13 protein-coding genes are annotated in these 13,061 nt (G+C 47.2%); 5 read left to right on the top strand and 8 right to left on the bottom strand.

What is annotated here, in order from left to right; all coding sequences use genetic code 11:
• Positions 1 to 7: 7 nt before the first annotated feature.
• Complete coding sequence (locus tag KME11_07955) at positions 8 to 538, bottom strand: phycobiliprotein lyase (GenBank protein ID MBW4515144.1); 531 nt, start codon at positions 536 to 538, stop codon at positions 8 to 10.
• Between the two features lie 47 nt (positions 539 to 585).
• Entirely contained in the window at positions 586 to 2,337 is a 1,752-nt protein-coding gene (locus KME11_07950) for a hypothetical protein (GenBank protein MBW4515143.1), read from the bottom strand.
• Positions 2,338 to 2,449: 112 nt separating this feature from the next.
• Between KME11_07950 and KME11_07945 the strand changes: the two genes are divergently transcribed.
• Positions 2,450 to 4,036: a glycosyltransferase family 39 protein gene (locus tag KME11_07945; GenBank protein MBW4515142.1), complete on the top strand. Its 1,587-nt coding sequence runs from the start codon at positions 2,450 to 2,452 to the stop codon at positions 4,034 to 4,036.
• A gap of 195 nt (positions 4,037 to 4,231) precedes the next feature.
• On the opposite strand, the gene KME11_07940 is transcribed toward KME11_07945, so the two are convergent.
• Positions 4,232 to 5,149: a glycosyltransferase family 2 protein gene (locus KME11_07940; GenBank protein ID MBW4515141.1), complete on the bottom strand. Its 918-nt coding sequence runs from the start codon at positions 5,147 to 5,149 to the stop codon at positions 4,232 to 4,234.
• A gap of 678 nt (positions 5,150 to 5,827) precedes the next feature.
• On the opposite strand from KME11_07940, the gene KME11_07935 reads away from it, so the two are divergent.
• The 4 genes from KME11_07935 (at position 5,828) to KME11_07920 (ending at position 8,942) form a co-directional block, all read left to right on the top strand.
• The gene (locus KME11_07935) at positions 5,828 to 6,346 is read left to right on the top strand and encodes an FKBP-type peptidyl-prolyl cis-trans isomerase (GenBank protein ID MBW4515140.1); all 519 of its coding nucleotides are present in this window, start codon (positions 5,828 to 5,830) and stop codon (positions 6,344 to 6,346) included.
• A gap of 42 nt (positions 6,347 to 6,388) precedes the next feature.
• Positions 6,389 to 7,129, top strand: coding sequence for an SDR family NAD(P)-dependent oxidoreductase (locus tag KME11_07930; protein ID MBW4515139.1), 741 nt, complete (start codon positions 6,389 to 6,391; stop codon positions 7,127 to 7,129).
• A 134-nt stretch (positions 7,130 to 7,263) separates the two neighbouring features.
• Positions 7,264 to 8,406, top strand: coding sequence for an aminoglycoside phosphotransferase family protein (locus KME11_07925; protein MBW4515138.1), 1,143 nt, complete (start codon positions 7,264 to 7,266; stop codon positions 8,404 to 8,406).
• Positions 8,403 to 8,942: a DOMON-like domain-containing protein gene (locus KME11_07920; protein ID MBW4515137.1), complete on the top strand. Its 540-nt coding sequence runs from the start codon at positions 8,403 to 8,405 to the stop codon at positions 8,940 to 8,942. The genes KME11_07925 and KME11_07920 overlap by 4 nt, the downstream gene beginning before the upstream one ends.
• A gap of 50 nt (positions 8,943 to 8,992) precedes the next feature.
• Here KME11_07920 and KME11_07915 read toward each other — a convergent pair whose 3' ends face one another.
• The 5 genes from KME11_07915 to KME11_07895 form a co-directional block, all read right to left on the bottom strand.
• The gene (locus KME11_07915; protein ID MBW4515136.1) at positions 8,993 to 10,048 is read right to left on the bottom strand and encodes a DUF3474 domain-containing protein; all 1,056 of its coding nucleotides are present in this window, start codon (positions 10,046 to 10,048) and stop codon (positions 8,993 to 8,995) included.
• A gap of 225 nt (positions 10,049 to 10,273) precedes the next feature.
• The gene (locus tag KME11_07910) at positions 10,274 to 10,636 is read right to left on the bottom strand and encodes a GIY-YIG nuclease family protein (GenBank protein ID MBW4515135.1); all 363 of its coding nucleotides are present in this window, start codon (positions 10,634 to 10,636) and stop codon (positions 10,274 to 10,276) included.
• A gap of 75 nt (positions 10,637 to 10,711) precedes the next feature.
• Entirely contained in the window at positions 10,712 to 10,954 is a 243-nt protein-coding gene (locus KME11_07905; GenBank protein MBW4515134.1) for a hypothetical protein, read from the bottom strand.
• A 406-nt stretch (positions 10,955 to 11,360) separates the two neighbouring features.
• Positions 11,361 to 12,767: an NAD(P)(+) transhydrogenase (Re/Si-specific) subunit beta gene (locus KME11_07900; GenBank protein MBW4515133.1), complete on the bottom strand. Its 1,407-nt coding sequence runs from the start codon at positions 12,765 to 12,767 to the stop codon at positions 11,361 to 11,363.
• Positions 12,764 to 13,057, bottom strand: coding sequence for an NAD(P) transhydrogenase subunit alpha (locus KME11_07895; protein ID MBW4515132.1), 294 nt, complete (start codon positions 13,055 to 13,057; stop codon positions 12,764 to 12,766). The genes KME11_07900 and KME11_07895 overlap by 4 nt, the downstream gene beginning before the upstream one ends.
• Positions 13,058 to 13,061: the final 4 nt, after the last annotated feature.

Here is a 13,061-nt window from a genome sequence, read left to right as displayed (position 1 = left end):
GAGAGATTTATTGAGCAGGCGGTGCTCCACCCATGCGAATTTCAGAACAAAAAGAAGCAGTACTAAACCCATCTGCTTGCTTTATGGTGCTAGTTCTCAACCGTAAGTTAGGGCTGGCAAACCATAAACGTTCTTCTGAATAAAGCGTTTCAGATTCACTGATGAGCGTGAGAGCCTCATCGTCGCCCATAACATAGCGCCCTGTCACTCTTTGCTCAGCCTCACCGCTGGGTCGAAGTAGCTTCCCTCGGTTGGGTTGAGTAGAATCAGCGATCGCTACCATTAGCGCAGTTCCTGCCCGTTTTTCTTTATTTTGCTCCATCACGCCATCCCAACGGGTTCTGACACCACAAACTGCCAATGCTGCATCAATACCATGCTGCTGACAAAGCTGAACGACAGCCGGGTCAGATGAGGGCAGAACCTCAATATAAAAATCAGACCTGCCGCCCTCAGGTTGCTTGAAAGTAGGATGGTGGCTGGTGCGCTGAGACACCCATTTGCCAGCACTTTGCTGAAAAAACTCGGTAATATCCATGGAACAACGAGGAGAACAATTAGGAATTCTTAATAGGAATTATTTTATCACTCCCTTCGCTTCCCCTCCAAAATGCATTGAGCATTCAAAACTTCTATCTGTCCTGCCTCACGCGGCTCTATTTTGAGTTGAGGCACCAGCAACCGATCGCTCTTCAACACCGAGCAGCGATTTCTCAATCGAGCCAAAGCGGGTTTTCGATCGCTTTCCAATTGGGCAATCGCCTCACTAGAAAACGGCTCATACTGCCGCAACCAAAAATCATCTTTCACGTAATAGGGCTTAAACGACTCCTGCTCTATCACAAAAAAATCAACTTCATACTGACGAATAAACGCCTGAAGCTTCGCCAAATCAGGAGTGTACTGAGCCGCGATCAAATCGACAGTCCGCTGTCGTAGCTCTTGGTAATAACCTTTGTGATAGGGCAGCGCATACTCTCGCCCCGTCAGAATCGCTCGCTGGGCAAAAGTTGGTAAATTATTGACCTCCTGGGTTAGGGAGGCAATCATAATATCTTTGGGCTGCTGCTGAAAAAACTGGTATAGAGGCGGCGTTCGACCCACTACATGAACTAAAAACGGATAAGATTTGGCAGGCGTGGGTGAGATAGAAATGAGCGCGATCGCCCCGATCGCCGTTATTCCTAAAGCTTTTAGCCGATTCTGCCGAGACGCACGATTTAACCAACGGGAAAATCCATCAAAAAGAGCAGCCAGCGCAATGGCAGCGGCGATCGCCCACACGACTCGGAAGCTATGCTGCGTATATCGGCTAGGAAGTTGCAGCCGAAACAGCAGAAGGTGAGCCAGCCCAAACCAAACCAACGATGCCAACACTACATCTGCCAATAACTTAACGTTAGGGCGCACTTGTTGGATGAGTGGGAATTGGTTGCCCAGCCGCCACAAGAAGGGCAACAAAAACCCCGCTAGCATCAACGGCGGCACCCAAAGGCTAGGGAAAATACCGCTTCGCATCCAACTCAACCAATACTCCAGAGGCGGCACAAAGTATCTAACCCGTCCATGCTCGGCAAATTCTGCCATGGGTCTAGCTTCCGCTGCCGTGATCACAGGGCCATATTCAGAAGTTTGCAATGCAAACGGCAGTAGCACCAAAACCGCTACACCCAAACCAGCCGCCACAAAGCCCCAGTCTTGAAGCCGCTGCGGTAAGCGAATGCTTCTCGGCTCCCAAGCCACAAAATTTAGCACCAGCACGCCACAACTCAACAGCAGCGTTTGCGGATAAAACAAGCCTTGCAGCAGGAAAATAATTAAACACGGGAGGAGCGATCGCCGCCATACCGGAGGCTCGTGACGTTGCAGCAGATAGTACAAAAACGCCGTAACCAGCGGGTAGAAAAAAGCCCGTGGCGTTCCTGAAACCAAATCATCCTTTGTCCACAAGTTTTGAGTCAGCAAAAAAGATGCCACAAACCCGACCACCGGAATCGGCAAGATTTTCACACAGATGCCATAACAAAATCCCGCTGTCGCTAATCCCAACCCGATCGGCAGCCACCGACTGAGCGCCAATGGATCAATGCCAAATTGTGCCGCTAATCCATACAGCGCCGTATATCCTGCGGGTACAATCGACCGGAAGTACAGGGCGATCAAATCATTAGGAAATAACGCTCTATCTTGGAACTGCTGCATCCAAAATACGTGCTGTCGGGCATCATCTTGCACTAAATACTCGTACCCTAAGGAGGGCTGGAGCGCCAGGATGATGTAGAGAAAAGAGATGACAAGGCTAAAGCTAAGCCAAGGCGCAATTTTTGGAAGAGTCATGGGGACGCAGAGAGAGGAAACCAAGTTGTCTTTTCAGCCAGACACCGTAGAATACTCTAATTCTTTTCGCATTATGATTTAGCGTACTAAAATTGGGGTCGGCAAAGAAGGTATGTTGCAGTTAAATCTGAGTCGTGAACCGAAGCAACAATTGGGGCGATCGCTCCCCCGCTGGCTACAAATTTGCGCCATTGCCCTCCTCGTTATTGGCATCTTCTTTCGCTTCTATCATCTCGATCGCAAAGTCTACTGGCTCGACGAAGCCCGAACTTCTCTGCGAATGTCGGGTCATACCCAAACCGAACTAGTTGAAGAAATTTACACAGGGCAAGTGATAGAGACTGCCACGCTCCAAACCTATCAACGTCCTGGCGAAAAAAGCTGGGGTGATACGCTCAACGCTCTCAAAGGCAACGCTGAACACACGCCTCTTTATTTTCTCTTAGCGCGATTGTGGACGGAAGGATTTGGCTATTCTGTGGCAAATATTCGAGGCTTGTCGGTGTTCTTTAGCCTGCTGGTCTTCCCTTGCCTGTTCTGGCTGTGCCAAGAATTATTTGCCTCTAATGCGGTGGGCTGGGTGGCGATCGCCCTCATCTCCATCACGCCGCTCCATGTTCTATATGCTCAAGAAGCCCGTCCTTATAGCCTGTGGACAGTTGAGATTTTACTCTCCAGCGCTCTATTGCTCTGGGCAATGCGAACTAAAACTCGTTGGAGTTGGTTGGCATATGGCATTAGCCTAACGTTGGGGCTGTATACCCAACTGCTCTTTGGCGAAATCATTCTTGCTCACGGCATTTATGTGGCGATCGTTGAAAATGTTTTTGCCAAAAGAAGGCTTAGTGCAACGGCGCGTTCTTATCTAATGACCACAAGCATCAGCTTAATCAGTCTCATACCTTGGCTGATAGTGTTCTTTAGCAACTTAGATCAAGTTCAAGAATCCACCGCGACCTTAAATTTGCCCTACCAATTTTCGACCCTAATTAACGAATGGGTTTTGAATTTTAGCCGAGGATTAATCGATCGCGAGTTAGGTTCACTCAACACGGTTGGATTAATCTTGGTAGGATTTGCACCGCTTTATTATCTCTGCCGCAAAACGCCAAAAGTCACCTGGCTGATGGTTTTAGCAATCGTGGCAGTGTCGTTTTTAGTATTAGCATTGCCCGATATTTTTCTAGGCGGACAGCGATCGCTCCGGATTCGCTATTTAATTCCGGCATTTCTTGGGATTCAAATGGCGATCGCTTACCTCTTCGTCACTCAAATTGAGGCTGGCGGGTGGGGCAAAAGGCTAGCGCAACTGATGTTAGCGGGATTAATCATAGGCGGCATTGTTGCTTGTTCAGTCAGCGCTCAAGCACAGGTGTGGTGGAACAAAAGCATCCCTCGCAGCGCCTACTATCCTGCCGTTTCCGCCCTCATTAACCAAGCCTCAAACCCGCTGGTGATTAGTGACGATGACCCCGCAGCGCTATTGGCAATTAGCTACTGGGTCAAACCCAAGACTCATTTTCAATTGGTCGGCACTCCTAAACAATTAAAAATCGCTGAGGAATTTGCTCCTATTTTTTTACTAAACCCGTCTCAACGATTGCGCAACCGATTAGAACGCAAATATGAAATCAAGCCCGTCTACGAAGATCACAGCATGAGTCAGGCAGAAGTGAGGCTATGGGAGATTGTGCAGTAATTAGCCAGTTATCTCTTATTTCCCTAATATTTTGATTATTCTAAGAGGATGTCTGAGAAGTACCAAAGATTCTTACACTTGCCCCCTAAATCCCCCATTCTGGGGGACTTTGAAGGAGAACTGGTTCGGAAGTCCCCCAGAATGGGGGATTTAGGGGGCGGATCGGATAGCAATCTAGAATCCTCTAAAATCTTTCTACAGCCGTCCTGTGCGTTTATCGATCATGTCTGCTAGCAGCGCAAACATGCCGATTTGAGTTGCAGCAATCAATAAAATTAACGTTCGTTCTGTCAAATCTTCTCGAACAAATAAGTCTTGAAATAATGTAATTAAAAACCCGGTAAAGAATATCGCTGCTAACGGCATAAAAACCCGTAAGGGCGCAAAATATACTCCTGTTCGCAAAATTAACTGCACAAATCGCAGTGTATCTCGAATCGGTTTAATTTTGCTCTTACCGACTCGTGCATGATAATCGATCGGCTCGTAATGAACGGCATAGTTACTCATCAGCATCGCGACAGTAATGCTAGTGGTAAAACTAAAATTATCGGGCAAAATCGTCAAGAACCGTTCGACAATGCTTTTGCGGAACACCCGCAACCCACTGTTGAGGTCGGGAATGGGCGATCGCGTTAACCATTGAGCAAAGCGCACCAAAAACCACTTCGGAATTTTACGCAAATTAGAATACCGAACATTTGCCCCAATTCTTGCTCCCACCACCATATCGGCTTGAGCAGTCAGCGCTACTAAATGGGGAATGCGATCGTTTGGATAAGTCCCATCGGCATCTGTAATCACAATCCAAGGATATTGGGCGTTACGAATTCCCGTTTTTAGCGAAGCCCCATAGCCACAATTACGCCGATGCTCCACCAACCGAATGCCTTTGTAAGGTCGCAGTAACTTGCCCGTGTCATCGGTAGAACCATCGTTGACTACAATAATTTCGTACTCACACGCCGCAGCCCTAAGCGTCGCCTGAAGTTCATCTAAAACGGGAATGATGCCATTTTGCTCGTTGTAAGCAGGAATGATCAGCGAAAAAGCAGGGCATGCATGATTTGGGGTTAGGTCAACCCTTGAATAAACCGACTGATCCTCCGACATAACCTGAACTTTCCTAATTGGCGAATAGTCTGCTTGAACCCGCCCTTCATAGTATCCGATCGCCTACCCCTGTACAACGTGTGCGATTGCGTACTCCTACCCTGGTCAAACTAAAACCTTGGGATAAATTGAAATCGCTCCATTTATTTTGAGAGAAAGCACGTGGCTAAAGATCCAGGTAAAACGCTTCAGGGTGCCAGAAATTTTAGGTTGAGTGAAACAAATCAAACGGCTAGCGAAAGCCTGAGCTTGCAAGATCGTGTCGATGTTTGGAAAATTAATAACAAATTTAGGGGCAGTTTCAACCTGGCGCTTAAAGGAATTTCTAGAAGAGCGAATATCGACGTTGCGCTCCTAAATAGCACCGGGCAAGTCATTACCGCTTCCCGCAATCGCAAAAATAAAGCCGAGCATCTAACAAATGTTCTTTTAGAAACAGGCACTTTCTACGTTCATGTCAAACTGCGAGGCGGCACCGAGTCTAAATATGCCCTCACCCTCTCGTCAATTCCGGCTGCTGATCAAATTGGCAATACGTTTGAAACAGCAACTCGTCTGACAGGCAAACCCATTACAGATTTCGTGGGCAACAACGATCCTAATGACTATACGGGCATCGTTCCACTGGTCGCTGGACAACTTAAGCTGGATCTGACGGGCTTGAGTGATGACGCGAACATTGAAGTTTATGATAAAAATCGGACTTTACTTTCAACCTCAACCAACCCTGGCGCAATCCCAGAAGCCCTTCGACAGAGCTTGACCAGCATTGCTGGCTCACCTTACTTTGTGCGAGTTTTTGCTGCTCCTGGAAGAGAGACAAATTACACTCTCAACTACTCGTTTACACCCGAAAAAATCATTACACCCTCTACTTCAGGCTTACAATATATCGACCTTGCGCAGGGCACAGGCGCTTCGCCCCAAACCGGACAAACCGTAAAGGTGCAATACACCGGAATTTTAACGAATGGCACCCAGTTCGATAGTTCGCGCGATCGCAATCAACCCTTCTCTTTCCGCATTGGACTAGGGCAAGTGATTCAGGGCTGGGAGGAAGGCATTAGCACGATGAAAGTGGGCGGACGACGGCAGGTGATCATTCCGGCAGCACTTGGCTATGGCGCTCAGGGAACAAGAGGTATCCCTCCGAATGCCACACTCATTTTTGATGTAGAAGTGCTAGAGATTAGCTGAGCTTGCTGCTATACTCAGGGCGCACATTTCACCCCAACCCTGATGGCTTCTTCTCTGGCGGCGCTAATTGTGGGGGCGGGTCAAGGCATTGGCTTAGGGTTTGTTCGACGGTTCCTCGAAAGCGATCGCGCTGACAAACTTTACGCTACTTACCGCGATCCACAGTCCCCACTCCTCGAAATTTCTGATCCGCGTTTACATTGTTTGTCAATGGATATTACAGATGAAGCGCAGATTGAAGCGATCGCCCAAACTATTAAAACCGAAACCGCCAAGCTGCATACTGTCATCAACTGCATCGGCGTTCTGCACGATGGCGAAATGCAGCCCGAAAAGAGCTTACGCCATCTCAACACCGAGCAGCTTTTGAACTATTTTCAAGTTAATAGTATTGGTGCAGTGTTATTAGCAAAACATCTACAGCCGTTGCTTAAACACGATCAGCGCTCTATTCTCGCCACCATTTCTGCCAAAGTGGGTAGCATTGGCGATAATCGGCTGGGTGGATGGTATGGATACCGCGCTTCAAAGGCAGCTTTGAACATGTTTATGCGAACCGTCGCGATCGAATATCGACGAACTTGCCCAAGGGCGATCGTTGTCATATTACACCCCGGCACAACAGATACAGAACTCTCGCGTCCTTTTCAACGCAACGTCCCACCCGAAAAATTATTTACGCCCGATCGCACTGTTCAACAACTGCTTGCAGTCATCGATCAGCTTCAAGAAAGTGACAGCGGCGAGTTTTTTTCATGGGATGGTAATCGGATACCCTGGTAAACCCTATGACGAATGACTTGATTACCATTGCTAGCTACTTTACAACTCATGAGAAAGTAACAGCAATTAAACCTTTTGGAAATGGCAATGTTAACGATACGTTCCTCGTAACAATTGATGCGTTAGCTGAGACGATGTCTGAGAAGTCTAGATTGCTATCCGATCCGCCCCCTAAATCCCCCATTCTGGGGGACTTTGAAGGAGCATTGGTTCGGAAGTCCCCCAGAATGGGGGGTTGGGGGGCAAGTGTAAGAATCTTTGATACTTCTCAGACATCCTCTGAAGAGCAATTTATCCTGCAACGCATCAATACGCAGGTCTTTCGCCAGCCCCAACTCGTGATGCAGAATATGTGCATTTACACACAACATGTGAGCGATCGCCTCCACCATTCCCCGCCCGATCGCCGCTGGGAAGTGCCGCAAGTTCTCCTCACCCAAGATGCTCAAACCCATTGGATCGATGACACTGGCTCCTTCTGGCGCGCCATTAGCTACATCAAAGGATCACAATCCTTCAACATTTTGCAAAATCTTGAACAAGCTCAAGAAATTGGCTATGCCCTCGGCATGTTCCACAACCTTATCAGTGATCTTCCCCCTGAAAAACTTGCCGATACGTTAGAAGGATTTCACATCACACCACTTTATCTTCAGCGCTATGAGCAAGTGCGGGCTGCTTTGCAGATACTGCAAGGGTCGCAATCTATTCCAACGCAATCATCTGAAGTCAATTATTGCTTAAAATTTATCAGCGATCGCCAGACCTGGGCATCTATCCTGGAAACTGCCAAAGCCCAAAACAAGCTTCCCCTTCGCCTCATGCATGGCGACCCCAAAGTGAATAACGTCATGTTCGATACTGCTACTCATCAAGCAATTAGTGTTGTTGATCTCGACACCGTTAAACCTGGTCTAGTTCACTACGATATCGGCGATTGCTTGCGATCGGGCTGTAACCCGATTGGGGAAGAAACTGAGCATTGGCAAACCGTTCAGTTTGAGCCGGATCTTTGCCAAAAAATTTTACAGGGCTATTTTTCTGTAGTCAAAGCATTCTTCACTGAAAATGATTACTTCTACTTATACGATGCGATTCGTCTGATTGCTTTTGAGCTAGGGCTGCGGTTTTTTACCGATTACCTGTCAGGAAACGTCTATTTCAAGGTAAAGTATCCCGAACATAATCTCATTCGGGCGCTCGTTCAGTTTAAGCTGACAGAAAGCATCGAACTCCAAGAAGCGACCCTTCGCACTATTATCCGTGACCTGCAATGAGCGATCAGATCTTTTCTCTCCAGTCCTTTTCCCAAACTCCCCCCAATGATTTAGAAATCATTGGCACCGTTGCTCGGCGTGCCAACGTGCTGACTATTTCTTACTCGCTTTTAGGCGATTTGACCGATGTAGTGATTGCCCCTGCTGCGACTCCTACTCGACAGAGCCAACTTTGGGAAGCTACCTGCTTTGAATTTTTCTTAGGCACTAAAAACGATAAACAATATTGGGAGTTCAACCTCTCTCCAGCAGGTCACTGGAATGTCTACGGCTTTAGCGACTATCGCCAGGGTCTGAAAGAGGAAACTGCGTTTCCAACCCTGCCCTTTAGTGTGCAAACTGAACCCGATGCCCTGTCGATCGCCTTGAAGCTTAACTTGGGCGCAATTTTTGCAGCCAGCCAAGGGCTAGAAACGGCGATCGCCGCTGTGGTCAAGCACACCAACGGAGATTTATCCTATTGGGCGCTCAAACACCCTGGGAAAGAGCCAGACTTTCATCTCAGAGACAGCTTCACGCTAAAATTACCCGCCTAAAAAAACTCCTGGCTCCTTTTAAGAACCAGGAATCTATCGACCAAACCATCTTACTTAGGCTGGTAAAACACGCCTGAACCTTGGTCAGGTACAAACTGACAATCCTTGAAAGAACGCATAAAACTCTTCCAGATTGGCTCGTTTGACTTGCGGTAATAATCGCCCAAAATAGGCTTGATTGCCTCTGTTGCCGCTTTTAGATGATAGTGCGGCATATTCAAAAAGATATGATGTGCTACATGGGTGCCAATGTCATGATGAATTGGATTGATGAAGCCATAGTCGCGATCGATCGTAGACAAAGCGCCTTTCAAAAAATACCAATCCTCACCCCGATACCAAGGAATATCTGCTTCGGTGTGATGCAGATACGTCACAAGATCCAACCACATTACAAATACGATGTAGGGAGCCAAATAATACTGCACCAAGAACACCCAACCGAACTGGTAAGTTACCAAACCTAGGAACCCGACCATCAAACCTATGCAGACAGAGCTAGTAATAATGTCCCACTTTTCTGAAGGACGGAACAGCGGACTGCTAGGGAGAAAGTGAGAGCCACCCGGACGACCCGGCGATCGGCGAAACAAGTAAATAGGGTAAGCTAACAGCGGCAAATAAAACCGGAACAGCTTCTCAATCCAGGGCATCTGCTCATACTTGCTTTGGCTCATCGGATACCAGCTTTCATCCGTATCCAGGTTGCCCGTGTTGGCATGATGCGTTCTATGGCTAATCCGCCAGCCATGGTACGGCACCAAAATCGGTGTGTGCGAAAGATGCCCAATCAGGCTATTTAACCATTTGATTTTAGAAAACGAGCCATGCCCACAATCGTGACCCACTACAAAAAGTGCCCAAAACATAGTTCCCTGCATTAACCAGAAAAAAGGAAAAAAGAACCAGGAGTTGAGAGCATGGGCGATCGCGTAAAGTCCAGCGATAACGCCAATATCTAAAAAGAAGTAAGACAACGACTTCCAAACCGAAGGTTCAAAACAGTAGGCAGGAATTGCTGCCTTCAAATCTTGGAGCGTAAAAGGTACGTCGGCGGTGCGATCGCGATTGGATGAAAATCCAGAATCCGACGGGTCAAGAGTAATATTTGCTTGCACGTATACTTCCGTTTGCCAGATAGAAAATCACACTTCGTCAGCACGAAAAGCTTAGGGCTTTACGCTCTTAACTCGAACGCTTTTACTAGGCAAAGATTCTAAAGAGATCTAGTTCGCATAATTGCCCTTCTGCAATGCTCAACGAAAACTAGCTCAGCACGTCTTTGGGAAAATTCTTACGATTCTAATTGCTTTACGAAAACAGCCAGCGTGTCAGCCAGAAACCGAAATGTAGATATTAACAAAAGTTATCTTACCCTTTTCTGCCCTAATTTTCCGGTAGTAAATTTTCAAAGGGTGATGAGAAAAAGAATTATGATAAGTTTTAGTAATGTATCTTCCTTTTCTGAAGCGTCCAAGAAACTTCTTCAAGTTTTCTTCGATTTCACTTGCTCTTTGTTGAGCATTACGCGCTGTACGCCCAATCTTGAACAGATTTTCATGGTAAGCAGGATTTTGCATAATGTACACCGAACCTTCAGACATCACGCTTAACCTCGCTTGTTTTCTCATTTTCTTCCTCTGGCTAGAAATGTCACTTGGAAGTTCTGCTGCCTGCGAGTCGATCGCCTCCAATAAGTAGATCTGTTATTCTCCTTCCGTACCCCTGGCTAAAACAAGAATAACAAGGAAAGGCGGCAGTTTTTGAGTTTACAGTAATCGCTGCTCAAGTTCTTCAAGACTAATACTGCTAGGTTCTTGAGAACGCTCAGCCAAAAACGACATGAACTTCTCGCTTTGTCCTAACTCAGCTACTTCTCGGTCAAACTCATCAGCAGTTTCCAGAATGAACTCATTGCCATCCTCGCTCAAGATCCTAATGGACTCTTGACGGGCTGCCTGTAATAATTCTGTTAAACTGATCTGGGTTTGGCTCAAATCTAGGGTTCTCATAGTTCAACCTTCTTGCCTTGAATGAATAAGTCATTATGATCCTTATACCCAATCGCCACGACTTTAACCATAGTGACGCTCTCAAACTCATAGAAAACCCGGTGAATTCCGACTCTTAACTCCCAAGGCGCAATTTGGTTCTCCCTCAGTTGTTTTCGCCGCTTCGTAGGCACATTTGCATCGACCAACAGATATTTTTGATTGCATCGATAATGACACGCCGTATAGAGAATTCAAAGTACGCAATATCCAATTCTGCGCTAGGTGTAAAAGCCAATTGGTATTTCATATCGGCTCCTCAGGTTCCCTTCATACTGTGCCTGTAGTGGATCTGATTTAAAATTTTCTCGTAAATACTTGATCTAGGGATGAGTCAAACTTTTGACTCATCCTTAGCTTAGAAGATCTACAGTTCCTTCACCGAGGCTACAAGCTGCGTAATTGCATCTTTAGCGCCACCAAACAGCATCATTGTTTTGCTCTTATAAAACAAATCATTCTCTACTCCCGAAAATCCCGCACTCATTCCTCGCTTAATGACAATGGTGTGCTGCGCTTTATCCACTTCCAATATCGGCATCCCGTAAATGGGGCTACTCGCATTGGTTTTCGCCGCTGGGTTTACCACGTCATTGGCACCAATCACCAACGCTACGTCCGTCCGTTCAAACTCTGGGTTAATATCGTCCATATCATAAAGCTGGGTGTAAGGCACGTTCGCTTCTGCCAGCAACACGTTCATGTGTCCCGGCATCCGTCCAGCAACCGGGTGAATAGCGTACTTCACTTCAACACCTAAGCGCTCTAGCTGGTCTGAGAGTTCCCGAACGGCGTGTTGAGCCTGGGCAACTGCCATCCCGTAACCAGGGATAATCACCACCGATCGCGCATAGCCCAACATCATTGCGCCTTGCTCGGCATCAATCGATCGCACGGTGCGATCGTCGGTACTGGCGATCGCACTTTCACCGCCTGCCGTTTTACTAGAACCAAACGCACTAAATAACACATTCACCAACGTCCGATTCATCGCCCGACACATTAGCTCAGTTAAAATAATGCCTGAAGCCCCCACTAACGCCCCGGCAATGATCAAAATATTGTTCATCAATACAAACCCAGCAGCACTAGCAGCAACGCCCGAGAAAGAGTTCAACAAAGAAATCACAACAGGAGTATCCGCACCGCCAATCGGCAGTACAAACAAGACCCCCAAAATAAGCGACAACCCAGTCAAGATTAAAAAGATCAACGGGTCATGGGGATTGGAAATCAATAACCCGCTGCCCACTAAAAAGGTGATCACGATCGCCAAGTTAATCGGCTGCTGAAACGCGAAAGTAATGGGCGCACCGGGCACTAGCTCTTGCAGCTTTGCAAACGCCAGCAGGCTGCCCGTAAAAGTTACGCCACCTACCAAAATACTTAATACGATCGTCACCGTTTCATCAACCGGAACGACATCGACAGTATGAATCACCCGCCAAAATTCACCGACTGCAACCAGAGCAGAAGCCGCCCCCCCAAAGCCATTCAGTAGACCCACCATTTGGGGCATGGAAGTCATTTGCACCTTGTACGCCATAATTGCGCCGATCGCCGCGCCGATCGCAATACCCACTGCAATCATTTCGTAATTCAGAACTTTCTGATCCAGAAGCGTTGCGACAACCGCAATCAACATCCCGATCGCCCCAATCAAATTGCCCTGCCGCGCCGTCGCCGGGGAACCCAATTGTTTCAAACCGACAATAAATAACGCCGAGGCAACCAAATAACTGAGTTGGATGCTGGTAGGGATAAAATCACTCATGTCTTTACTTCCTTCTTCTTAAACATTTGCAGCATCCGATCGGTCACCAAAAAACCGCCGACCACATTAATCGTCGCCAGAATTACGCCCAACAAACCCAAAATTACCGTCAGGCTCCAGTTGCGTTCACCCGCAACCAAAAGTGCACCGACCACAGCAATTCCAGAAATTGCATTAGAACCCGACATTAGCGGCGTATGCAGCGTCGGCGGAATTTTATTAATCACCTCAAACCCAACAAATGAAGCCAACGTAAACACCACTAATCCAGCAATAATTCCGTCTACCATAATT

The sequence above is a fragment of the Timaviella obliquedivisa GSE-PSE-MK23-08B genome, from assembly GCA_019358855.1.
Taxonomy (GTDB): Bacteria; Cyanobacteriota; Cyanobacteriia; order Elainellales; family Elainellaceae; genus Timaviella; species Timaviella obliquedivisa.
This window is presented reverse-complemented; position numbering and strand designations above follow the sequence as displayed.

Excerpts from the sequence above, each read along its gene's own strand:
- KME11_07955 (MBW4515144.1), bottom strand. The coding sequence starts at position 538 with ATGGATATTACCGAGTTTTTTCAGCAAAGTGCTGGCAAATGGGTGTCT.
- KME11_07950 (MBW4515143.1), bottom strand. The coding sequence starts at position 2,337 with ATGACTCTTCCAAAAATTGCGCCTTGGCTTAGCTTTAGCCTTGTCATC.
- KME11_07945 (MBW4515142.1), top strand. The coding sequence starts at position 2,450 with ATGTTGCAGTTAAATCTGAGTCGTGAACCGAAGCAACAATTGGGGCGA.
- KME11_07940 (MBW4515141.1), bottom strand. The coding sequence starts at position 5,149 with ATGTCGGAGGATCAGTCGGTTTATTCAAGGGTTGACCTAACCCCAAAT.
- KME11_07930 (MBW4515139.1), top strand. The coding sequence starts at position 6,389 with ATGGCTTCTTCTCTGGCGGCGCTAATTGTGGGGGCGGGTCAAGGCATT.
- KME11_07925 (MBW4515138.1), top strand. The coding sequence starts at position 7,264 with ATGTCTGAGAAGTCTAGATTGCTATCCGATCCGCCCCCTAAATCCCCC.
- KME11_07920 (MBW4515137.1), top strand. The coding sequence starts at position 8,403 with ATGAGCGATCAGATCTTTTCTCTCCAGTCCTTTTCCCAAACTCCCCCC.
- KME11_07905 (MBW4515134.1), bottom strand. The coding sequence starts at position 10,954 with ATGAGAACCCTAGATTTGAGCCAAACCCAGATCAGTTTAACAGAATTA.
- KME11_07900 (MBW4515133.1), bottom strand. The coding sequence starts at position 12,767 with ATGAGTGATTTTATCCCTACCAGCATCCAACTCAGTTATTTGGTTGCC.
- KME11_07895 (MBW4515132.1), bottom strand. The coding sequence starts at position 13,057 with ATGGTAGACGGAATTATTGCTGGATTAGTGGTGTTTACGTTGGCTTCA.